22 protein-coding genes are annotated in these 22,853 nt (G+C 59.6%); 19 read left to right on the forward strand and 3 right to left on the reverse strand.

The features are described from left to right. The first annotated feature begins 1 nt into the window (after position 1). Both araH and ACVWXD_RS02640 read left to right on the forward strand, forming a co-directional pair. The gene (araH, locus tag ACVWXD_RS02635; protein WP_122681215.1) at positions 2-970 is read left to right on the forward strand and encodes an L-arabinose ABC transporter permease AraH; all 969 of its coding nucleotides are present in this window, start codon (positions 2-4) and stop codon (positions 968-970) included. Between the two features lie 1,132 nt (positions 971-2,102). Then, entirely contained in the window at positions 2,103-2,906 is an 804-nt protein-coding gene (locus ACVWXD_RS02640) for an IclR family transcriptional regulator (RefSeq protein ID WP_032887414.1), read from the forward strand. Here ACVWXD_RS02640 and ACVWXD_RS02645 read toward each other — a convergent pair whose 3' ends face one another. After that, positions 2,907-3,959, reverse strand: coding sequence for an NAD(P)-dependent alcohol dehydrogenase (locus tag ACVWXD_RS02645; RefSeq protein ID WP_032887416.1), 1,053 nt, complete (start codon positions 3,957-3,959; stop codon positions 2,907-2,909). A gap of 182 nt (positions 3,960-4,141) precedes the next feature. On the opposite strand from ACVWXD_RS02645, the gene ACVWXD_RS02650 reads away from it, so the two are divergent. Next, positions 4,142-5,035, forward strand: coding sequence for an AraC family transcriptional regulator (locus ACVWXD_RS02650; RefSeq protein ID WP_032887418.1), 894 nt, complete (start codon positions 4,142-4,144; stop codon positions 5,033-5,035). Here ACVWXD_RS02650 and ACVWXD_RS02655 read toward each other — a convergent pair. After that, positions 5,032-6,423, reverse strand: a complete 1,392-nt coding sequence (locus ACVWXD_RS02655; protein ID WP_095185323.1) for an aminotransferase-like domain-containing protein — start codon at positions 6,421-6,423, stop codon at positions 5,032-5,034. The two genes, ACVWXD_RS02650 and ACVWXD_RS02655, sit on opposite strands and share 4 nt — an antisense overlap. A gap of 349 nt (positions 6,424-6,772) precedes the next feature. Between ACVWXD_RS02655 and ACVWXD_RS02660 the strand changes: the two genes are divergently transcribed. The 5 genes from ACVWXD_RS02660 to glyA all read left to right on the forward strand — a co-directional run bounded on the left by ACVWXD_RS02660 (position 6,773) and on the right by glyA (position 12,195). Next, complete coding sequence (locus ACVWXD_RS02660; protein WP_032887422.1) at positions 6,773-7,978, forward strand: benzoate/H(+) symporter BenE family transporter; 1,206 nt, start codon at positions 6,773-6,775, stop codon at positions 7,976-7,978. Beyond that, positions 7,975-9,147: an NAD(P)/FAD-dependent oxidoreductase gene (locus tag ACVWXD_RS02665; protein ID WP_032887423.1), complete on the forward strand. Its 1,173-nt coding sequence runs from the start codon at positions 7,975-7,977 to the stop codon at positions 9,145-9,147. The genes ACVWXD_RS02660 and ACVWXD_RS02665 overlap by 4 nt, the downstream gene beginning before the upstream one ends. Positions 9,148-9,177: 30 nt before the next feature. Next, on the forward strand, positions 9,178-9,609 hold the full coding sequence (locus ACVWXD_RS02670) for a Rid family detoxifying hydrolase (RefSeq protein WP_050442841.1): 432 nt from the start codon (positions 9,178-9,180) through the stop codon (positions 9,607-9,609). Between the two features lie 95 nt (positions 9,610-9,704). Next, complete coding sequence (gene thrC / locus ACVWXD_RS02675) at positions 9,705-10,946, forward strand: threonine synthase (protein ID WP_032887425.1); 1,242 nt, start codon at positions 9,705-9,707, stop codon at positions 10,944-10,946. Between the two features lie 10 nt (positions 10,947-10,956). Then, the gene (gene glyA, locus ACVWXD_RS02680) at positions 10,957-12,195 is read left to right on the forward strand and encodes a serine hydroxymethyltransferase (RefSeq protein WP_032887426.1); all 1,239 of its coding nucleotides are present in this window, start codon (positions 10,957-10,959) and stop codon (positions 12,193-12,195) included. Between the two features lie 58 nt (positions 12,196-12,253). Here glyA and ACVWXD_RS02685 read toward each other — a convergent pair whose 3' ends face one another. Next, positions 12,254-13,918: an electron transfer flavoprotein-ubiquinone oxidoreductase gene (locus ACVWXD_RS02685; protein WP_457370650.1), complete on the reverse strand. Its 1,665-nt coding sequence runs from the start codon at positions 13,916-13,918 to the stop codon at positions 12,254-12,256. Positions 13,919-14,424: 506 nt separating this feature from the next. On the opposite strand from ACVWXD_RS02685, the gene ACVWXD_RS02690 reads away from it, so the two are divergent. The 11 genes from ACVWXD_RS02690 (at position 14,425) to ACVWXD_RS02740 (ending at position 22,455) form a co-directional block, all read left to right on the forward strand. After that, positions 14,425-15,174, forward strand: a complete 750-nt coding sequence (locus ACVWXD_RS02690; RefSeq protein WP_032887429.1) for an electron transfer flavoprotein subunit beta/FixA family protein — start codon at positions 14,425-14,427, stop codon at positions 15,172-15,174. A 2-nt stretch (positions 15,175-15,176) separates the two neighbouring features. Beyond that, complete coding sequence (locus ACVWXD_RS02695; protein WP_099602920.1) at positions 15,177-16,106, forward strand: electron transfer flavoprotein subunit alpha/FixB family protein; 930 nt, start codon at positions 15,177-15,179, stop codon at positions 16,104-16,106. Positions 16,107-16,189: 83 nt separating this feature from the next. Beyond that, complete coding sequence (locus ACVWXD_RS02700) at positions 16,190-17,005, forward strand: substrate-binding periplasmic protein (RefSeq protein ID WP_032887431.1); 816 nt, start codon at positions 16,190-16,192, stop codon at positions 17,003-17,005. A gap of 9 nt (positions 17,006-17,014) precedes the next feature. Next, entirely contained in the window at positions 17,015-17,377 is a 363-nt protein-coding gene (locus ACVWXD_RS02705; protein ID WP_095185327.1) for a DUF4398 domain-containing protein, read from the forward strand. Next, positions 17,374-18,189, forward strand: a complete 816-nt coding sequence (locus ACVWXD_RS02710; RefSeq protein ID WP_260368196.1) for an OmpA family protein — start codon at positions 17,374-17,376, stop codon at positions 18,187-18,189. Before ACVWXD_RS02705 ends, ACVWXD_RS02710 begins: the two co-directional genes overlap by 4 nt. A 270-nt stretch (positions 18,190-18,459) precedes the next feature. Further along, complete coding sequence (locus tag ACVWXD_RS02715; protein ID WP_032887437.1) at positions 18,460-19,899, forward strand: aminotransferase-like domain-containing protein; 1,440 nt, start codon at positions 18,460-18,462, stop codon at positions 19,897-19,899. A 104-nt stretch (positions 19,900-20,003) separates the two neighbouring features. Then, positions 20,004-20,495, forward strand: a complete 492-nt coding sequence (locus ACVWXD_RS02720; protein ID WP_260368195.1) for a translation initiation factor 2 — start codon at positions 20,004-20,006, stop codon at positions 20,493-20,495. 162 nt (positions 20,496-20,657) lie between these two features. Then, a complete protein-coding gene (locus ACVWXD_RS02725) occupies positions 20,658-20,912 on the forward strand; it encodes a YkgJ family cysteine cluster protein (RefSeq protein WP_032887441.1) in 255 nt (84 codons plus the stop codon). A gap of 41 nt (positions 20,913-20,953) precedes the next feature. After that, positions 20,954-21,559, forward strand: coding sequence for an START domain-containing protein (locus ACVWXD_RS02730; RefSeq protein ID WP_099602922.1), 606 nt, complete (start codon positions 20,954-20,956; stop codon positions 21,557-21,559). Positions 21,560-21,662: 103 nt separating this feature from the next. After that, entirely contained in the window at positions 21,663-21,899 is a 237-nt protein-coding gene (locus ACVWXD_RS02735) for a hypothetical protein (protein ID WP_032887444.1), read from the forward strand. A 214-nt stretch (positions 21,900-22,113) separates the two neighbouring features. Further along, the gene (locus ACVWXD_RS02740; RefSeq protein WP_015885395.1) at positions 22,114-22,455 is read left to right on the forward strand and encodes a ribonuclease E inhibitor RraB; all 342 of its coding nucleotides are present in this window, start codon (positions 22,114-22,116) and stop codon (positions 22,453-22,455) included. Positions 22,456-22,853 lie beyond the last annotated feature (398 nt).

Here is a 22,853-nt window from a genome sequence, read left to right on the forward strand (position 1 = left end):
CATGAACACTCAAAACAACGCGTTGCCCACCGCACGCAAACCCTTCGACCTGCGCGCACTGCTCGACAACTGGGCGATGCTGTTGGCGGCGGTGAGCATCTTTGTGCTGTGCGCCTTGCTGATCGACAACTTCCTCTCACCGCTGAACATGCGCGGCCTGGGCCTGGCGATTTCCACCGTGGGCATTGCCGCGTGCACCATGCTGTTCTGCCTGGCGTCGGGGCACTTCGACTTGTCGGTGGGCTCGGTAATCGCCTGTGCCGGCGTGGTGGCGGCGATTGTGATGCGCGATACCGAGAGCGTCATGCTCGGCATCGGCGCCGCGCTGCTGATGGGCCTGATCGTCGGGCTGATCAACGGCATCGTCATCGCCAAGCTGCGGGTCAATGCGTTGATCACCACCTTGGCCACGATGCAGATCGTGCGCGGCCTGGCCTACATCTTTGCCGACGGCAAGGCGGTTGGCGTGTCCCAGGAGCAGTTCTTTGTGTTCGGCAACGGCCAGTTGTTCGGCGTGCCGGTGCCTATTTTGATCACCATCGTGTGCTTTGTGTTTTTCGGCTGGCTGCTGAACTACACCACCTACGGGCGCAACACCATGGCCATCGGCGGCAACCCGGAAGCGGCGTTGCTGGCAGGGGTGAACGTTGACCGCACCAAGATCCTGATTTTCGCCGTGCACGGTCTGATCGGCGCGCTGGCCGGCGTGATCCTCGCCTCGCGCATGACCTCAGGCCAGCCGATGATCGGGCAGGGTTTTGAGCTGACGGTGATCTCGGCCTGTGTACTGGGCGGGGTGTCGTTGAGTGGTGGGATTGGCATGATCCGCCATGTGATCGCGGGGGTGTTGATCTTGGCGATCATCGAGAACGCGATGAACCTGAAGAACATCGACACGTTTTATCAATACGTAATCCGCGGTTCGATCCTGCTACTGGCGGTGGTCATCGACCGCATGAAACAGCGCTGATCCCTCGCCACGTGAAGCTCAAACTGTGGGAGGGGGCTTGCTCCCGATAGCAGTGGGTCAGGTAATGAATATGTAGCTGACACACCGCCATCGGGAGCAAGCCCCCTCCCACAGTTTTAATCGGCGGAGAATTTGAATACGGTGTTTTGGCTGTAAGTTTGTCCTGGGTTCATCAATACGTGATCTGCGGTTCGATCCTGTTGTTGGCGGTGGTCATCGACCGTATGAAACAACGCTAAACCCTCGCCATGTGAAGCCCAAAATGTGGGAGGGGGCTTGCTCCCGATAGCAGTGGGTCAGGTAATGAATATGTAGCTGACACACCGCCATCGGGAGCAAGCCCCCTCCCACAGTTTTAATCGGCGGAGAATTTGAACACGGTGTTTTGGCTGTAAGTTTGTCCTGGGTTCATCAATACGAGATCTGCGGTTTGATCCTGCTACTGGCGGTGGTCATCGATCGCATGAAACAACGCTGATCCAGACCCTATGAAGGCCAAATGTGGGAGGGGGCTTGCTCCCGATAGCAGTGGGTCAGGTAATGAATATGTAGCTGACACACCGCCATCGGGAGCAAGCCCCCTCCCACAGTTTTAATCGGCGGAGAATTTGAATACGGTGTTCTGGCTGTAAGTTTGTCCTGGGTTCATCAATACGTAATCCGCGGTTTGATCCTGTTGTTGGCGGTGGTCATCGACCGCATGAAACAACGCTGATCCAGACCCTATGAAGGCCAAATGTGGGAGGGGGCTTGCTCCCGATAGCAGTGGGTCAGGTAATGAATATGTAGCTGACACACCGCCATCGGGAGCAAGCCCCCTCCCACAGTTTTAATCGGCGGAGAATTTGAACACGGTGTTCTGGTTGTAAGTTTGTATTGGGTTCATCAATGCGTGATCTGCGGTTTGATCCTGCTACTGGCGGGGGGCATCGACCGCATGAAACAACGCTGATCCAAACCCTATGAAAGCCGAATGTGGGAGGGGGCTTGCTCCCGATAGCGGAGTGTCAGTTTGCACATTTGTCTCTGACACACCGCCATCGGGGGCAAGCCCCTCCCACCTATAGATCTCAACTGTATTGACGGGCGGTATTTGCCATAATGCCCGCGCTTTCATACTTATAGGCCCGATATGCAGGAAAACGCCCACACCCCCGTCAAAGACGCCGCCCCCACCGGCACCCAGACCCTGCTGCGTGGCTTGGGCGTGGTGCAGGCAGTGGCGGCCGGTGCGCGGGATCTGAAAGAGATCGCCAAGCGCATCGGCACCACTCGCAGCACCACCCACCGCCTGGCCAGTTGCCTGGTGGATGAGCGTTACCTGCGCGTAGTGCCGCAAGTCGGTTACCTGCTGGGGCCAAAGTTGATTGAACTGGGCTTCCAGGCACGGGAAGAGCTGCCATTGGTGACCCTGGCGGTGCCGTACCTGGACGAGTTGTCCGCGCTGACCGGTGACACCATCCACCTGGCGATTCGCGAATTTGACGACGTGCTGTACCTGCACAAGAACCCCGGCCGTAATGGCCCGGAAATGCGTTCACGGGTCGGCCATCGCATGCCGTTGGCGCGCACGGGCGTAGGCAAGGCAATGCTGCTGGATGACACGGTGCAAGAGTGGCAACGCTTGTACGAAACCAGCCTGCCGGCGGGAGGAAAGAACCTGCAGTGGCCGCAGCACCCGGAGCAATCCTGGGCACAGTTCGAGCAGCGTATGCATGAATATGTGGTGGGCGGTTATGCGTTCGATCTGGAAGACAACGAACCGTCGATCCGCTGCGTGGCGGCACCGGTGCGCGATGCGAGCCGGCGAATCGTCGCCGGCATCAGCATCGCCAGTACCGTGCCTTATATGCCGCTGGAGAAAATGGCCGAGCTGATCCCTGTCATCAAACAAGTCGCAGCGCGGCTTTCAGCGGAGTTGGGCGCGAAGGTCTGATCAGACCTTCAGGGTCGCCATGTCGATGACAAAGCGGTACTTCACATCACCGGCGATCATGCGGGCATAGGCCTCGTTGATCTGGCGGATGTCGAGCATTTCGATGTCGCAGGTGATGCCATGCTCGGCACAGAAATCCAGGACTTCCTGGGTTTCGGCAATGCCACCGATCAGCGAGCCGGCCAGTACTTTACGGCCCAGCACCAGCTTGGCTGCATTCACCGGCGGGTCCACTGGCTCGATCAAACCCACCAGGATGTGCACGCCGTCAAAGCGCAGCACGTCGAGGTAGGGGTTCAGGTCGTGCTGCACTGGGATAGTGTCCAGCAAGAAATCAAAGTGCCCGGCAGCGGCTTTCATCTGCTCGGCGTCGGTGGACACGATCACGTGGTCGGCGCCCTGGCGACGGCCTTCTTCAGCCTTGCTCGCGGAGCGGGTGAACAGTGTGACTTCAGCGCCCATGGCCTTGGCGAACTTGATGCCCATATGGCCCAGACCGCCCATGCCCAGGATCCCGACTTTATCGCCGGCCTTTACGCCGTAGTGCTTGAGCGGCGAGTAAGTGGTAATGCCGGCGCACAGGATCGGCGCGGCGCTGGCCAGGTCGAGCTTGGCCGGAATCTTCACCACAAAGTGCTCGCTGACCACGATGCTGTCGGAGTAGCCGCCCATGGTGTTGCTGCCATCCACACGATCCGGCGTGGCGTAGGTCATGGTCGGGCCTTCGAGGCAGTATTGCTCCAGGTCCGATTTGCACGCTTCACAGTGACGGCACGAATCGACCATGCAGCCTACGCCGACGAGGTCGCCGACTTTATGCGCGGTAACGCTGGCGCCGACGGCAGTGACCTTGCCGACAATTTCGTGACCGGGCATCAGCGGGTACACAGCGATGCCCCATTCGTTTCGCGCCTGGTGGATGTCGGAGTGGCAGACGCCGCAGTACATAATCTCGATCGCCACGTCATCGGCGCGCGGGCTGCGGCGTTCAAACGACATGGGGGCGAGGGGAGTGGTGGCCGACTGGGCGGCATAACCGATGGCGGTATACATGGTGAAACCTCGCAAAAAGCAGTGACAAGTGAGGCGGGCCATTCTCCCCATCGACCGTCGAGGCGACCATGGCGATTGCTCCGAGTCTCATGCCTATTCGTCCGGGAGTGCCCCTTGTTTGGATTTATGTGCCGCCAGACCTGCGATGATGCTCTCATCCCTTTTTCGCGAAGTTTTTTGCCATGTTGTTGACCCGCCATCTCGACGCCAACGCCACGTTGGTTTCCCTGATTGAGGGGCTCACGCCCTGTGACGGTTTTTCCCCTACCCATCTGCCCGGTGTGAAGGTGCTGCGCGCCAGTTGCGACGTGGCGCGCGGCCCGCAGATCTATGAGCCGAGCCTGATGTTCGTGGCCCAAGGCAGCAAACTCGCTTATCTGGGGCCGCGGACCCTGGAGTATGGCGCTGGGCATTACTTGATCCAGGCGATGCCCGTGCCGTTCGAGTGCGAGACATTCGCCATGGCGCCCGGAGCACCGCTGTTGGGTGTGTCGGTGGGTATCGACCGTGTGGTGTTGGGGGAGTTGGTGATGGCCATGGGCATGCAGGCTGGGCCGCCACCGACCCCGCAAACCCTGGAGTCGATGAGTTCGGTGGTGTTGGATGACGCCATGCGCGGTTGCGTCGAACGGTTGTTGCAGTGCCTGCACGATCCGCTGGAAAGCCGGATCATGGGGCCAGCGCGGGTGCGCGAATTGTTGTTCACCGCGCTGCGCGGGCCGCAGGCGGATGTGCTGCGTGCGTTGGTAGAGCAACAGGGGCAATTCTCTCGGATTGCCACGTCGTTGAGTCACCTGCATGCCCATTTCGCCGAGCCGCTCAATATCGAGACGTTAGCCGGGTATGCGCACATGAGTGCGTCGACCTTCCATGAGCACTTCAAGCGATGCACCTTGCTGTCGCCGGTGCAGTACCTCAAGCGTCTGCGCCTGCTCAAGGCCCAGCAATTGCTGCTGGTGGAAGGCATGGGCGTGGCCCAGGCGGCGCACAACGTGGGTTACCAGAGCACGTCGCAGTTCAGTCGCGAATACAAGCGCTACTTCGAGCGCAACCCGGGGGAAGAGCGCGCGGCTTAGTAGTAACGTCGCGGGTCAGAATCGATCAGGCTGGCCAACTTGGTCAGGGCGAAGCGCAGCTCGTCCTGACTGGTGGGCGACATCAGTACCAGCCGTACACTGCGCGTCACCCCGGAACGTTCGGCCTGGAACTGAGTGCCACTGAGCACCAGCACCCCATTGGCCCGCGCCAGCATGGTGAATTCGTCGCTGGTCCAGGGCTCTGGCAGCGTCAGCCAGACATGGTAGGAGTACGGCTGGGTCTTGAGTTCGTAATTGGCGAAGATCTCCTGGGCAATCGCTTGGCGCCCGGCGGCTTCGTTGCGCTGGATACGGATCAGTTTTTTGTCCAGGCCTTCGGTGACGACATTGCTGGCCAGTTGCGCAGTCAGTGGCGACGGCATCCACACGCTGCTGCGGACCATCGACGTCAAGCGTGACAGTAGTTTTGGCGGGCTATACAGGTAGCCGATGCGCAGCGCAGGCATCACCGACTTCGACAGGCTGGTCAGGTACACCGAACGGTCCGGGGCGAACGCCGACAGCGGTTTGATTGACGGGTCGGTGGCGAGAAAACCGTAGATGTCATCGTCGAGGATGATGAAGTCGAACTCTTCGGCCAGCGCCGCGATTTGCGCCCGACGCTTTTGCGACATGATCGCCGCCGTCGGGTTCTGGCAGGTTGCCACGCAGACCAGCATCGCCGGTTTTTCGCGCTGGCACAGTTCGCGCAGTGCCTCGGGGATGATGCCTTCGTCATCCATCGGCACGCCCCGCAGACGGCGCTCCAGGCCGTGGGCCAGGGAAATGATGCCGGGGTAGCAAAGCGCTTCGCAGAGCACCAGGTCGCCGGCGTTGGTCAGGGCGCTCATGGCCACCATCAAGCCATGCTGGGCCCCGGCGGTGATGATCACTTGCTGCCACTGCGCATCGGGCAACGAATGCCGCAACCACTGTGCACCCGCCTCGCGATGAGCCGGGTGGCCGCCATCGGGTGCGTAGTCCAGGGCGCGCGCGAAATCGGTGCTCTTGGCCATGCTCACCAATGCATCGCGCAGCCAGTATTCCAGGGTTTCGCTGTAGGGCTTGATGATCGACAGATCGAGCAGTTCGGACTGCCCAAGATTCAAGGGTACGGACGCGCTGTTACTCGCCGGCAGTTCCAACTGCTTTTGATTGAGCACATACGTGCCGCGCCCCACTTCACCCTGCACCAAGCGACGCCGCTGGGCTTCGCTGTACGCGCGGCTGATGGTGCCCGGCGTGACATTCAGCGTCGTGGCCAGCTCCCGCAGGGTCGGCAGGCGATCACCTTCGTTCAATACGCCGTTGCCGATATCGCGTGCCAACGCATCGGCAATCGACAAATACATCGGCTGGCCGAATTCGCTTAGCTGGGGAACCCACATGAATGATCACTGCCCATCGTAGAAATGATGAATATCCGAGCATATCACATGGAGGTTAGGCAACTAATAAATCGACACAATTGGCGAATTGATTCGATTGATCCCGTGATTGAATCGATATTGATCGCTAGGTTCAGATATTTTTTGGTTTTTTAATCGCCTTATAAATCAAATAATTAAATGCGTAATGGCGCGAAAATAGGCACGCATAGCAAAAAAACATCCCGTAACAACCTCGCCAGCTATTGAATCAACTCAATTCCTTCAAATACACTCATCTCGAATCGAAGCAATCGACTCAATCTTCCCCTGTTCACTGCCCGGCCCCGCCGCGCCAAGTCGAGACATCATGGACACACTCAGAAAGGATCTATCCCTGTCAGCCGTCATCGCGGGCTTTATTGCCGTGATCATTTCTTATGCCGGCCCGTTGATCATCGTGTTTCAGGCGGCCAAGGAAGCGCACCTGCCCAATGACGTGGTGTCTTCGTGGATCTGGGCGATTTCCATCGGCAGCGGCATCACTGGCCTGTTCCTCAGCTGGCGCCTACGGGTTCCGGTGATTACCGCGTGGTCCACACCTGGCGCGGCATTGCTCGTTTCGATGCTGCCGACGGTGACGCTGCCACAGGCCATCGGTGCCTATGTGGTGGCGTCGGTGATCATTGCCGTGGTGGGGTTGTCCGGCGCATTCGACAAGTTGATGAGTCGACTGCCCAAGGCCATCGCCGCTGCCATGCTTGCTGGCATTCTGTTCCGCTTCGGCGCCGAGCTGTTTACCTCGATCAAGCTGCAACCCGCGCTGGTACTGTCGATGATCGCGGCCTACCTGATCTTCAAACGCCTGTCGCCGCGCTACGCAATTCTTTCGGTGTTGATTATCGGCTGTGCAGTCGCCGCCTCGTTTGGAGAGTTGAACAGCACGGCAATCACCATCGCCGTGGCGCACCCGGTGTTTATCGCGCCGGAATGGAGTTGGCACGCCATCATCAACATCGGCCTGCCGTTGGCGCTGGTGACACTGACCGGGCAGTACGTGCCGGGCATGGCAGTGTTGCGCACTTCGGGCTACAACACCCCGGCGCGCTCGATCATTTCGGTGACGGCGATCGGTTCGGTGCTGATGGCACCGTTCGGTTCCCACGGCTTCAACCTCGCCGCGATCACCGCTGCCATCTGCACCGGCCGCGAAGCCCACGAGGACCGCGACAAACGCTACATCGCCGGGATCGCCTGCGGGGTGTTCTACATCCTGATGGGCACCTTCGGCGCGACCCTGGCTTCGGTGTTTTCCGCCTTGCCTAAAGAGTTGATTGCATCTCTCGCCGGGTTGGCCCTGTTCGGTGCGATCAGCGCCGGGCTGACCGGTGCCATGGCCGACGAGAAGCAACGGGAAGCCGCGTTGATCACCTTCCTGGTCACCGCCTCGGGCATGAGTTTCCTCGGCTTGGCCGCGGCGTTCTGGGGCTTGATCTTTGGTCTCGTCGCCCACTTCGTGCTGACCTACACCCGAGAAAGCAAGGCCATCGCGATGGCTGAGGGCAGCCGTCCATGACCGCACGTTACGATTTCATAGTGGTGGGCGGTGGCATCGCTGGCGTGTCGGCGGCGTATGAGCTGGCGGCCCACGGCAGCGTTTGCCTGCTGGAGCAGGAGCAGCAACTGGCCTATCACACCACTGGCCGTTCGGCGGCGATCTCCATGGAAAGCTACGGCAACCAGCAGATCCGCTCGCTGACCTGCGCTTCCCGAGGCTTTTTCGAGAACCCGCCCGAAGGCCTGGCCGAACACCCATTGTGGTCGCCACGCGGTGCCTTGATCGTGGCGCAAGCGCAGCGGGTGGACAAACTGGCTGCGCGGTTTACCGCAGTGCTCGGGCAAGTGCCCACGGCAAAGTTCCTCGACGACCAACAGGTGCTCGAACTGGTGCCCTACCTGGCCGAAGGCGCCTGGAGCGCAGGCATCTATGAGCCCAGCGCGTTCGACCTGGATGTGCATGGCATTCATGGCGCCTACCTCGGCGGCCTGCGGGTGCGCGGCGGTGTGGTCAAGCGCGAAGCCGAAGTGGTGCGCGGCGAACACCGCAACGATCACTGGACCTTGCACACCGCTGACGGCCAACGGTTAGAGGCGTCGATCGTGGTCAACGCTGCCGGCGCCTGGGCTGATGAGTTTGCCCAGCGTTGCGGGGTGCCCAAGGTTGGTGTGCGGCCGCTGCGCCGCACGGTGCTGGCGGTGGATCCGCAGTGCGACGTGCACCACACGCCGTACCTGGGCACGGTGGACGAAGACATTTTCATCAAGCCGGAAGCCGGGCGCCTGATTGTCTCGCCCTGCGATGAAAACCCGTCGCTGCCCTGTGACGCGCTGCCTGACGAGCTGGACCTGGCGATCACCATGGACCGTCTGCAAAGCACTACGCGCCTTCGTCCACGCTCGATCATCAACAAGTGGGCAGGCCTGCGTACCTTTGTTGCCGACCGGTCCCCGGTGCTCGGCCAGGATCCGCAACACGAGAGCTTTATCTGGCTAGCCGCCCTCGGTGGCTACGGTATTCAAGCCGCGCCAGCCATTGCCCGGCTGTGCAGTCACGCGGCGTTGGGCATCGCCATGCCGACCGATCTGGCGGCGCTGCAACTCAACTACCAGCATTTCTCCCCGGCGCGTTGCCGCGACGAGGCGTTTTCCAGCCTGGCCGTCAAACAGGTTGCCGATTTGCACTAACCCTCCACCCACTTCACAAGGAACGTCACCATGCAGACCAACGCTCAACACCAGTCCGTCGCCAAGCCTTTCCTGGGCGAAGAAAACGTGATCTTCACCGACAAGGCGCCGCTGCCCCTGGGCACGTATTCCCAAGGGATCAAGGTCAGTCACGGGCAAACCATCTACCTGTCGGCACAGACTCCCGTCTCGGCGCTGAACAACGAGGTGCTGGCCAAGGACTTCGAAGGCCAGTTGCGTCAGACCCTGGACAATCTGCAGCAAATGGCCGAGGCCGCAGGCGGCACTTTGGCGAACGTGGTCAAGGTCACGGCGTTCATCACGGACTTGAGCGAGTTCCCGACCCTCAACCGGGTGATGGAGGAGTACTTCACCCAGCCATACCCGGCGCGCACCACTGCCGGGGCCAGCGCCCTGGCGCGCAATACCCTGGTCGCCATCGACGCCATCATGGTGGTCTGAAGCCCACTCTCTGCGTGCAGTGCCCGTCGGTCCGGGGCAGTGGACCGACGTCGGCAGCAAAAGCACCCGCACCGCGTATTTTCAGGGGGTTGGTCATGAAACATTCGTACAGCGAGTATGTGTTGCAGTGCCTGGTCTGCGATCGCAGCTACCAGCCGCATGAGGTCAGCTACTACTGCCCTCATTGCAAAACCGACGGTGCCCTCGATGCGCTTTACGATTATTCGACGCTCAAGCGCGAGTGGTCCAGGGACACCCTGGTCCATGATCACGCCCGAGGCATGTGGCGTTATGACCGGCTGATGCCATTGCGTTCGACGCAGTTCATCCCGCCGCTGCTGGTGGGGAACACGCCGCTGTATTCGCGCCCGGAACTGCTCGGTAGGGGCGCGCGGATCAAGGTCTATATCAAAGATGAATCGCGCCAGCCCACCGGCTCGCTGAAAGACCGCGCCAGCGCCCTGGCGGTTGCCCATGCCATGCAGTCCGGTGCACGCACCGTGGCGGTGGCCAGTACCGGCAACGCCGCCTCGGCCCTGGCCGGGATGAGTGCAAGCCTGGGCCTGCATAACGTGATTTACCTGCCCAAAAGTGCGCCCCGCGAGAAGCTCGCTCAGATGCAAGGCTATGGCGCCGAGATTGTACTGGTCGATGGCCAGTACGACGAAGCCTTCGAACAATGCCTCAACGCCTGTGAAACCCACGGTTGGTACAACCGCACCACCGGGATCAACTCGTACATGAGCGAAGGCAAGAAAACCGTGGCCTTCGAGATGTGCGAGCAGCTCAACTGGCAGGTGCCGGATCTGGTGTTCGTGCCGGTCGGTAATGGCTGCATTCTGGGCTCGGTCTACAAGGGGTTCTTCGACCTGCTGCAAATGGGCTGGATCGAGCGTATTCCACGGCTAATCGGCGTCCAGGCCGAGCACAGCAACTTTATGTACCGGGCCTGGCGCAGTGACCGGCCGATGCAGCAGATTGAACGCATTGCCCCCACCAGCCTGGCCAGCAGCATCAATGTGGCCTTGCCGCGCGACCGTCTCAAAGCCATGCGCGCCGTGACGGCCAGCGGCGGCGAGTTCATTTGCGTCAGCGATCCGAGCATTGTCGCGGCGGCTTCCCGCCTGGCCGCCAGCACCGGTGTGTTTCCCGAGGCCGGCGCGGCGAGTGCCTTCGCCGGGCTGCTCAAGTACGCCGAAGCACACCCCGACACCCCGCAGACCGCCGTGATCCTGATCACCGGCAGCGGTTTGAAAGACACCTCCATTTTTCTCTCCAACTCGACCAGGGGCCAGACACGGGTGCAATCCCAGCCCCTGGCCGACCTGCTGACCTAGGAATCCCACCATGAGCCTGCAAAATTTCGACCCCGCCATTGCCCGCCTGATCGACCGTGAACGCAATCGTCAGGAAACCCACCTGGAGCTGATCGCTTCAGAAAATTATGTGAGCGACGAGGTGCTCCAGGCCCAGGGCTCGGTGCTCACCAACAAGTACGCTGAAGGTTATCCGGGCAAGCGGTATTACGGTGGGTGCAAGGTCGTCGACGAGATCGAAAACCTGGCCATCGAACGCGCCCGCAAACTGTTCAATTGTGAATACGTCAACGTTCAGCCGCACTCTGGGTCGCAGGCCAACCAGGCGGTGTTTCTCGCGGTGCTGGAACCCGGCGATACCATTCTGGGGATGTCCCTGGCTCATGGTGGTCACCTGACCCATGGCGCATCGGTGAATTTCTCGGGCAAGTTCTACCAGGCGTTTTCCTACGGCCTGGACCCTGACACCGAGACCCTGGACTACGCCGAAATGGAAGCCCTGGCCCGGCAGCACAAACCGAAGATGATCATCGCCGGGGCCTCCGCCTATTCGCGCACCCTGGACTTCCAGCGCTTTCGCAAGATCTGCGATGAGGTAGGCGCCTACTTGATGGTGGACATGGCGCATTACGCCGGTTTGATCGCGGCGGGCGTGTACCCGTCGCCGGTCGGCATTGCCGACTTCATCACCTCGACCACTCATAAAACCCTGCGTGGCCCGCGCGGCGGCTTGATCCTGGCCAAGGCGCAATACGCGGCGTTGCTTGATAAGACGATTTTTCCGGTCTACCAGGGCGGACCGCTGATGCATGTCATCGCAGCCAAGGCTGTGGCGTTCAATGAGGCGCTTAGCGATGGGTTCAAGCATTACCAGCAACGGGTGATCGACAACGCCCGTACCATGGCCGACGTCCTCACTCGCCGTGGTTTGCGTGTGGTGTCGGGAGGCACCGATTGCCATATGTTCCTGCTTGATCTGCGCGCGATGAACATCACTGGCAAGGATGCCGAAGCGTTGCTGGAGAGTGCGCACATCACCTTGAACAAGAATGCGATTCCCAACGACCCGCAAAAACCGGCGATCACCAGCGGCATTCGCATCGGTACGCCGGCGCTGACCACCCGGGGCTTTGGGGAGGCGGAGTGTGCTGAAGTGGCAAACCTGATCGCCGACCTGCTGGAGCAGCCGAACAACGCGACACTGCTGGAGAACACCCGGCGCCGGGTGATGCATCTGTGCGAGTGCTTTCCGGTTTATCTGCTGAGCTGACGCAAACAAAAAAGCCAACGCTTTTGGGCGTTGGCTTTTTGTGTTTCAGGCAATCGTCTTACATGTTCGGGTAAGTCGGTCCACCTGCGCCTTCCGGCGTGACCCACGTGATGTTCTGCGAAGGGTCCTTGATGTCACAGGTCTTGCAGTGCACGCAGTTCTGGGCGTTGATCTGGAAGCGCTTCTCGCCGTCTTCCTTGGTGATCACTTCATACACACCGGCCGGGCAGTAGCGCTGTGCCGGTTCATCGTAGAGCGGCAGGTTGGTGCCGATCGGGATGCTCGGGTCTTTCAGCTTCAAGTGGCACGGCTGCTCTTCTTCATGGTTGGTACCAGAGATGAACACCGAACTCAGCTTATCGAAGCTCAGCTTGCCGTCTGGCTTGGGGTAGTCAATCTTCGTGCTGTCTTTGGCCAGCTTCAGGCAGGCGTAGTCCGGCTTGGTGTCGTGCAAGGTGAACGGCATCTTGCCGCCGAGGATGTTCTGGTCGAACCAGTTGAAGCCCGCACCGAGGATCGGGCCGAACTTGTGCATCGCCGGGCCGAAGTTGCGGGTGGCGAACAGTTCTTCGTAGAGCCAGCTGGCTTTGAAGCTGTCGACGTAATTGGTCAGTTCATCACCGCCTTCGGACTCTGCCAGCAGGCGCTCGGCCACGGCGTCGGCGGCGAGCATGCCGGACTTCATGGCGGTGTGGCTGCCTTTGATCTTGGCCACGTTCATGGTGCCCAGGTCGCAGCCGATCAGAGCGCCGCCCTTGAAGACCATTTTCGGCAACGAGTTGATGCCGCCCTTGGCCAGGGCGCGAGCGCCGTAGCTGATGCGCTTTCCGCCTTCCAGGTACTGTGCGAGCACCGGGTGATGCTTGAGGCGCTGGAACTCATCGAAGGGCGACAGGAAAGCGTTGCTGTAGGACAGGTCGACGATCAGGCCCACGACCACCTGATTGTTTTCCAGGTGATAAAGGAAGGAGCCGCCGGTGTTCTCGTTGCTCATGATGTCCAGCGGCCAACCGGCGGTGTGGACCACCAGGCCTGGCTGGTGCTTAGCCGGGTCGATTTCCCAGATTTCCTTGAGACCAATGCCGTAGTGCTGGGCGTCGGAGTCGCTGTCCAGGTTGAAGCGCTGGATCAACTGCTTGCCGATATGCCCGCGGCAGCCTTCGGCGAACAACGTGTACTTGCCACGCAGTTCCATGCCTGGGGTGTACACGCCTTCTTTAGGATTGCCTTCGCGGTCGACGCCGAGGTCACCGGTGATGATCCCGCGCACCACGCCGTTCTCGTCGAACAGTGCTTCCTGGGCGGCGAAACCTGGGTAGACTTCCACGCCCAGATTCTCGGCCTGCTGGGCGAGCCAGCGGCACAGGTTGCCGAGGGAGATGATGTAGTTGCCTTCGTTGTGCATGGTCTTGGGCACGAAGAAGTCAGGCACTTTGGTGGAGGCTTCGGGGCTGCGCAGTACATAGATGTCATCGCGCACCACGGGTGTGTTGAGCGGGGCGCCGAGTTCTTTCCAGTCCGGGAACAGTTCGTTCAGGGCCCGTGGTTCAAACACGGCACCGGAGAGGATGTGTGCGCCGACTTCGGAGCCTTTCTCGACCACGCAGACGCTGATTTCCTTACCGGCTTCGGCGGCCTTCTGCTTCAGTCGGCAGGCGGCGGACAGGCCAGCCGGGCCAGCGCCGACGATGACCACGTCGAATTCCATGTATTCGCGTTCCACAGGCTATCTCCTACTCAAGGCTCAACAGGCTTTTTTTCTAATGGGTGGAGGTTCGGTGTCGTCTTGCGGCAACGGCAAGACCCACCTTTCTCTCTAGGTGGCGCATTATATATAGACCACTGTCAGCGTCCAATACAAACGTTTGTTTGAATTGCCCGCAGGCTAGGAAAATCAAAGCAACGCGGCTTATGACTGGCCATTTTGCCGTATTGACCAGAATAGGCGTTCCGGTCAATATACGGTCGGTTTTGCGCTTACCGTAGGCAGACAGCAGGTTTCAAGAGCACGTCCAAAAGCGAAACAGGTGACGCGCGCCTAAACACCGGCGCGCAGTTTACACGCCGCGATAAAGAATGACCTCTCAGTCACCACTGACGAACGGTCGTCATTTCCCGTGAGCAAGGTCATTTGCCCAGGTTTTTGGAGGTGCCCTTGTGTGCCGATGAGCATCAACCGCCAGGTTCGCCTAGGCGACTTTCTTTTCACCGGAGAGTAACGAGGAATCCATGAAGGTTCTTGTAGCTGTCAAACGCGTTGTCGATTACAACGTGAAAGTTCGCGTCAAGGCGGACAATTCCGGCGTCGATCTTGCTAACGTCAAGATGTCGATGAACCCTTTCTGTGAAATCGCTGTGGAAGAAGCCGTACGCCTGAAAGAGAAAGGCGTAGCGACTGAAATCGTCGTGGTTTCCATCGGTCCTACCACTGCTCAAGAGCAGCTGCGTACCGCCCTGGCACTGGGCGCTGACCGCGCTATCCTGGTCGAATCCGCTGAAGACCTGACCTCCCTGGCCGTTGCCAAGCTGCTCAAGGCTGTTGTCGACAAGGAACAGCCTCAGCTGGTGATCCTCGGCAAACAGGCCATCGACAGCGACAACAACCAGACTGGCCAAATGTTGGCTGCACTGACCGGTTACGGCCAGGGCACCTTCGCCTCGAAAGTCGAAGTAAGCGGCGACAGCGTTGCCGTGACCCGCGAAATCGACGGCGGCGCACAAACGGTTTCCCTGAAACTGCCGGCCATCGTCACCACCGACCTGCGTTTGAACGAGCCGCGCTACGCGTCCCTGCCAAACATCATGAAAGCCAAGAAGAAGCCTCTCGAAGTGCTGACTCCGGACGCTTTGGGCGTTTCCACCGCCTCCACCAACAAGACCGTCAAAGTTGAAGCGCCGGCTGCACGCAGCGCGGGCATCAAGGTCAAGTCGGTGGCTGAACTGGTCGAGAAACTGAAAAACGAAGCGAAGGTAATCTAACCATGACTATCTTGGTAATCGCAGAACACGACAACAAAGTGCTGGCCCCGGCCACGCTGAACACTGTTGCTGCTGCCGCCAAAATCGGTGGCGACATCCACGTGCTGGTAGCAGGCCAAGGCGCTGGCGCCGTGGCTGAAGCCGCTGCCAAAGTGGCTGGCGTGAGCAAAGTACTGCTGGCCGACAACGCCGCTTACGCTCACCAACTGCCGGAAAACGTCGCTCCACTGGTTGCAGAGCTGGGCGCTGGCTACAGCCATATCCTGGCTGCCGCTACCTCCAACGGCAAAAACATCCTGCCACGCGTTGCCGCGCAGTTGGACGTTGACCAGATCTCCGAGATCATCTCGGTTGAAAGCGCCGATACCTTCAAGCGCCCGATCTACGCCGGTAACGCCATTGCCACCGTGCAATCGACTGCTGCCGTCAAAGTCATCACCGTGCGTGCCACCGGTTTCGATCCGGTTGCTGCTGATGGTGGTTCGGCTGCCGTTGAAGCCGTCTCCGCTGCCCACGACGCTGGCACTTCCAGCTTTGTTGGCGAAGAGCTGGCCAAGTCGGACCGTCCTGAGCTGACCGCTGCCAAGATCGTCGTATCCGGCGGTCGTGGCATGCAGAACGGTGACAACTTCAAGCACCTGTACGCCCTGGCCGACAAGCTGGGCGCTGCGGTTGGCGCTTCCCGCGCCGCCGTCGACGCAGGTTTCGTACCCAACGACATGCAGGTCGGCCAGACCGGCAAGATCGTGGCGCCACAGCTGTACATCGCCGTCGGTATCTCCGGCGCGATCCAGCATCTGGCCGGTATGAAAGACTCCAAAGTGATCGTTGCGATCAATAAGGACGAAGAAGCACCGATCTTCCAGGTGGCTGATTACGGCCTGGTAGCGGACTTGTTCGAAGCCGTACCTGAGTTGGAGAAGCTGGTCTAATCCAGCCGCTTCACTTATAAAGAGCCCGGTCTTGCGACCGGGTTTTTTTTTGTCCGGCCTTTTTGAATATCGGAGAAACCGCCATGGAACTGCGTCCCTGGGCACTATTGCTGGGCCTGTCGCTGCTGCCGAGCCTGACCTTGGCCGCTGGCAAATGTGAGCGCCTGGTGATCACCGGCAGCCCTGACGCACCGCCCTTGTTATGGCGCGACCCCCAAGACCCCACGCACCTGATCGGCGCCACCGCCGACGTGCTCCAGCAAGTGGCAAAGGACCTAGGGTTGAAAATCGACCTGCTTTACGGCGGCAAGCGTTCCCAGGCCTTGGATGAGGTGCGCAGCGGCCGTATGGATATATTCGCCGATACGCCGCTAAACCTCGGCGAGCTGGAAAATCTTGATTACATCCACCCGGCGTTGGTGCAGACCGATTATCTCGTCTGGACGCGCAAAGACTCGGCACTGGTCTACACCACAGCTGCCGACTTGCACGGGCACAAGGGTGCAGTATCGGAGCGTTCCCGTTTTAGTGCCGGATTCGAAACGTTCGCCGGTGAGCAACTGACCTTACAGCGCCTGCCGACGTTGACTCCGGCATTCCAGAAACTGCTGCTGGGGGAGGTGGAGTACGTGCTGGCGGGACGTTATTCCGCAATGGCCATGGCTCAGACACTGGGCATGAGCAACGACCTGATCGCCCGCGATGTTCCGATCGATCAGCCGGGGCTGTACCTGGCGATTTCCCACAACTCGGCCTGCAATGATCCGTGGTTGCGCGGACAGCTCACCAAAAAGATGACAGAATTGCCCGGGTCTGGTGTGACGGAAGCCGCGCTGCAGCGCAATCTGGAGCGTTGGAAAGCGCAATTGCAACAACCCGTCGGCACCCCAACAAAGTAGGGATTTTCAGTGACTCTTCGACCTTTTTTCGCGGCCCTCGCCGTTGTCGCTCTGGCGGGATGTGCGGCCGATCCTGCGCCGAATGAACAAATTCGCCTCACCCAGCAAGCCCTGGAGCAAGCCAACGCGGTGGGCGCCAGCGCCGATGAATCCCCTGAACTGAAGCTGGCCGAGGACAAATTCGCCCAGGCCAAGGCCGAAATGGCCGACCAATCCTACAAAGACGCGCGCATGCAGGCCGAACAGGCCGAGTTGGACGCGCGTCTGGCCGAAGCCCAGGTGCTGACTCGCAAGAGCCAGGAACAACTGAACGTGCTTAACACCCGCATCACGCGCTTGCGCAAGCAATTGCAGTTAGGGGAAGCCCAATGAGTCGGATGATCCGTGGAGTGGGTTTTACCGTGCTGCTGGGCAGTTCGGTGCTGGGCGGTTGCGCCAGTCACCCGAATGGCGAGCAAGCCTTGCAACAGGCCGGCAGCGACTTCCAGAAGGTCAAGGAAGACGCCAACGTGCTGCGCATCGCGCCTAAAGACGTGATTCGCGCCGGTGAATCCCTGGCGCGGGCTGACCGCTTGTCCAGCTACTGGGGCAGCGGCGCCGACGTGGTGCATTACGCTTACCTGAGCCAGCGCTACAGTGCCATCGCCCGTGAACACACCGAACAGGCACTCAACGAGGAACGCGCCGCCAAGCTCGAACTGGAACGCCAACGCCTGCAACTGGCCCTGCGTGAAAGCAAGCTGATCAGCGTGCAGCAACAGGGCAAATGGCTGGAAGAACAGATAGCCAGCCTGACCACCACCCAGACCGATCGTGGCCTGGTGATGACCTTGGGCGATGTGCTGTTCGATACCGGTGAAGCGGAGTTGAAGAACTCGGCCAACCGCACCGTGCTGAAAATCGTGCAGTTCCTGCAATTGAACCCCAAGCGCGTAGTGCGCATTGAGGGTTACGCCGACAACACCGGCGGCCAGCAGGAAAACCTCAAACTGTCCCGTGACCGCGCGCAATCGGTGGCCGATGTGTTGGTGGATCTGGGAATCGATGAAAAGCGTATCCAGGTTGAAGGCTATGGTGACCAATACCCGGTGGAAGCCAACGCCTCCGAACGAGGTCGCGCGCAGAACCGTCGGGTCGAGATTGTGTTTTCCGACGAGAAAGGCCAACTGGGCGCCGCTCGCTAAAGGCTTGCCCCGATCAAAACTGTGGGAGGGGACTTGCCCCGATGACGGAATATCAGTCACCGAAAAAGCTGACTGAACTACCGCTATCGGGAGCCAGACCCTCCCACAGCTGTTTCGTATACACCTGAAAATTCTATCCGCCACCCTTACAGTTTTTACTGTCACTCCCGCGCGCGCTCGACTATTGTGGCAACTGTCCCCGTACACTTTCAAACTGTGCCGGTATGTTTCACACAAAAATAAAATACCCGTGAAATCGAGTGCTGCGTCATGACCAATCTGTTGCTCTACCAACGTATCGCCCAGCAACTGGCTGAGGACATCCGACGCGGTGTCTATCAACCGGGTGAGCGCGTGCCCTCGGTGCGCAAGATGAGCTCCCAGCTCAATGTGAGCCACGCCACGGTATTGCAGGCTTACGCCAACCTGGAAGACCAGGGGCTGATCCGGGCGCGGCCGCAGTCCGGCTACTACGTGCACCAGACGCCAGCGCTCACGGCGCCGACACCGGACATCGCACGGGTCGAGCGCCCGGGGTTGGTTACGCGCAGCAGCATCATTCAGCAGGTTTTGGGCGAATCGCGCCGCGAAGGCGTGTTCCCGCTGGGCGCCGCCGTGCCGAGTGTCGACTACCTGCCGGTGCGGGCGCTGCACCAGCAGTTGGCCAAGGTCACGCGGTTCCAGAGCCCGCGCGCGTTCAGTTATATGTTCAGCCCTGGTTTCGAGCCGCTGCGCCGCCAAGTGGCGATCCGCATGCGCGATGCGGGCGTTGTGGTGGACCCGTCCGAAGTAGTCATCACCCACGGTTGTGTCGATGCATTGCAGATGTCTTTGCGCGTGCTGACGCGCCCCGGCGACTTGATCGCGGCTGAATCACCGACGTATTACGGCTTGCTGCAACTGGCCGACTTGCTGGGCCTTAAAGTCATTGAGATCCCCAGTGATCCGTCCACCGGCATGAGCCTGGAGGCCCTGCAACTGGCAGCCAACCAATGGTCGATCAAGGCCCTGGTGCTGACCACGCGCCTGAGCAACCCCTTGGGCGGCACCATGCCCGAGGAGCGGCAGAAACAGTTGCTGCGCCTGGCGTCGGATTTCGATATCCAGATTGTCGAGGACGATATCTACGGCGAGTTGATGTTCGAAATCGGTCGCACCAAGGCCCTCAAGGCCTACGACCGCCTGGACCGGGTGATCTATTGCTCAAGCTTCTCCAAGACGTTGTCGCCGGGTGTGCGTATCGGCTGGATGATCGCCGGTAAGTACCAGCAGGAAATTCAGCGCCTGCAAATGTTCAGCACCCACTCGGCGTGCAGCGTCACTCAAATGGGCGTGGCGGCGTACCTGGAGAACGGCGGCTACGACCGGCATCTGCGCTACATCCGCCAGGAGTACCGCAAGAATCTCAGCGCCTTCCAACTGGCAGTGCAGCAGTATTTCCCCGAAGGCACCCAGATGACCCGTCCGACCGGCGGTTTTATCCTGTGGGTCAGTTTGCCCGGACGCGTCAATACCCAGGAACTGCACGTGCGCGCCCTGCAACAGGGCATCAGCATCGCGCCGGGGTTGATCTTCAGTAACACCGAGCAGTTCAACCACTGTATTCGCCTTAACTGCGGCACCCCTTGGAACCGCGAGGCAGAGCGGGCGCTGATGACGTTGGGGATGCTGGCCAGCCAGTTGTGTCAGGAAACCGCGGCAGGATTTTGAGGCGCTGAAAGGGGACAACTCCGATAGCTGGCTAATCACCGCCCTTGTCATGGCGCGCACAACAAGCGAGCATATGGCCCTCTGCCGTTAATGCTGTAGGCGATATGACCTCGATTGTTCGTGCTGTTTTGGTGATTGGCCTGTTAAGCCTGTGCAACGTCAGCACACTGCTGGCGGCGGCACCTGTGACTGAAAATAAGCCTGCTGCCACTACCGAGCAGAACGCTCCGGCAAAGAAACCAAGCCCCGCCAAGCAAGCCTCCGTTACGAAGAAACAAGCCGCCACGGCGAAAAAGCGTGCAGCGAAGGCGAAAAAGTCCAAGTCAGCCCAGGAAGTGGCACAGACCAAGCTGCCACCGGCACAGTTGGATCTTTCGCTGCCGTCGGACATGGTCAGGCACCTGCAGCCCCTCGGCACCATGCCCAAGCCCCAGAGCGTGCCGTTGCTGCCGCCAATGTTTGGCGAAAAGCCCACCGACAACAGTGCCTTCCAGATCAATGGCCGTCTGCTCAGCAATGAGATGAAGCTACAACTGCGGAACGAAGAGCGCCGTGACGTGGAAGGTGCCGCGCTGGAATTCGAGTTCAAGCAATAAACGTTTCCCATCGACGTGACGCAGGCCAATGACCATCTGTCGCAGACTGGTCAGTCATGTTTTTTTTATGCGAAAAACCCCTGTTAGACCATTTTAAAACGGCTGTTTAAGGGCGTACTCTAGCCCGGCCATCCCTATTGAGTCGTCGAGGACCTGCTGGTCATGAATTGCCGTGAAGGCTGTGGCGCTTGCTGCATCGCTCCCTCCATCAGTTCGCCATTACCCGGAATGCCCCATGGCAAACCGGCGGGCGAACGCTGCCTGCACCTGTCGGTCGAACAGCTGTGCCAACTGTTCGGCCAACCGGAGCGCCCGGCGGTGTGCAGTGATTTCAAGGCGGATATCGATGTCTGCGGCACCGACCAAGCCGACGCGATCCGGTTGATCGGCTGGTGGGAGCAGATGACGGCGGCTTGATGGGCTTTACTATCGGAACTTCAACAATAAGGAATACAACAATGGGTTCGCTGAAACGAATGGCTGTGCTGTGCGGGTTTACGGTGTTGTTCGCTGCCACTGCCCAGGCTGAGGATTGGCAAGTCGCGAAGGATGAGGACGGTATCAAGATTTCCCTGAGCGAAATTGCCGGCTCCAAGTACAAGGCGTATCGCGGTGTGACCGTGATCAAGGCCCCCGTGGCCAAGATCCAGGCCCTGCAGGAAGATGTGGCAGGCGCCTGTTCATGGATTCATGAGTGTAAATCCCAGAAGTTGGTGGACAGGAAAGGCGATGAGGCCTGGACCTACACCCAGTTCAAGGCGCCGTTCCCGGTGACCGATCGCGATTCGTATATCCATGTCACCACCACCAAGGACGCCGATGGCAGCGTGACCCGCAAGTTGCAGGGCGTGCCTACCTACAAGCCTGAAGAGAAAGGTTACGTGCGTGTTGCCCAGGTTGAGGGTTTCTGGAAGCTGGTGCCTAAAGGCGCCAATGAAACCGAAGTCACTTATCAGGTTCACACCGAGCCGGGCGGCAGCGTGCCTTCGTGGTTGGCGAACAAGTTTGTGGTGGACGCGCCGTTCAACACTTTGAAAGCCTTGAAAGAACACGCTGAAAAATAAGTGCAGTTGATCAGGTGTCTCCGGACTTGAGCGGAACGTTTTCCGAGCCCTCAAGGTCCAGATAGTTGTAAGCCCAAACACGGGTTTTATCGAGGAGGCACCGATGCAAAAGTGGCAGATTACCTTCGTTGATGATCACGGCGTCCAGTCCGTGGAGCAGTTCACCTGCGACCAAAAGCCCAGCCTCGAAGATGCGGCACACATGATTCGCAACAAGTTGGTCCCCGTCGCAGCAGAACTCGACCTCAATGACCTGGAGGGCCGCAAGCCCGAGCCTACGGTCAAGATCCTGAAAGACCAGAACAGTATCCAGATCCTCGATATCTCGCCCGCCGTCTGAACATTCCCGCTATGCCATCCATGCGCCTCTGGTGGAGGTGATAGCTTCGCGCTACTCTGCAAGTGAGATCAGCGAATGAATCGCTAAGGTCTGGTCTTGTCAGCTACATGCTTGTTTTCCTGCGGTGATGTTATTGCCGTGGTGCCCGCGCCAGCAGCGCGCGGGGCTTTGGGAAGCACGGAAAGTCTATCCATCAGTTTGAGGAGGACGTTTCATGAGCACAGCCTATCAAGAAGACATCAGCACCAACGTTCTGCGCCGCATGAAAGAGGGCGGCTTCGACTTTTCACGCTTCCACCCCATCGAGTTCTACGCCATTTTCCCGGATGAGGAACGGGCGCGCAGGGCTGCGGGTGAGTTTCGTGGAGAATCACTGAATGCCCAGGTCAGCGCGCGCGACGATGGCGCCTGGTACCTGGAACTGAGCAAAATCATGTTCGCCACCTACGACGGCATAGGAGACTTCGAGCAGGACTTTGAGGCGGTGGTCGAGCCGCTGGGCGGGATCATCGAAGGATGGGGCGTCAAGCAGGAGGTGCGTGGGTTACCCATGTAGCGCAATTGTATGAGTAACGCAGCGTATCGGCTGACCTTCGGGTCGGCCGATTTTGTATGGGTTGCGAGAAAATTCCTGGAACTTGCGCTGCCTTTTCGTGCACCAAAAAAAAAGCCATCCTAAAAGGATGGCTGAAAGGGAAGACCTTAGGAGTCAGTCAGTACACGAGCTGTCACGGTACCGAGTGTGCAAGGGGTAAAGCTGTAGGAAAGATCCTGTTCAGCTGATGGAGGCGATTATCCGCACCCTTCGTCGGGCAGTGAAATCAACTCTGGCTATGCTGTTGATAGTCAAAGCCTGCATTGCGATGAAGCGTGCAGCAATACGACGGGCGTTCTGCGCACCAGGACGGTGCGATCAGCGCTTCGATTTTATTTAACTCACTGATTTTTAAGTGT

The organism is Pseudomonas sp. TE3911, assembly GCF_054062775.1.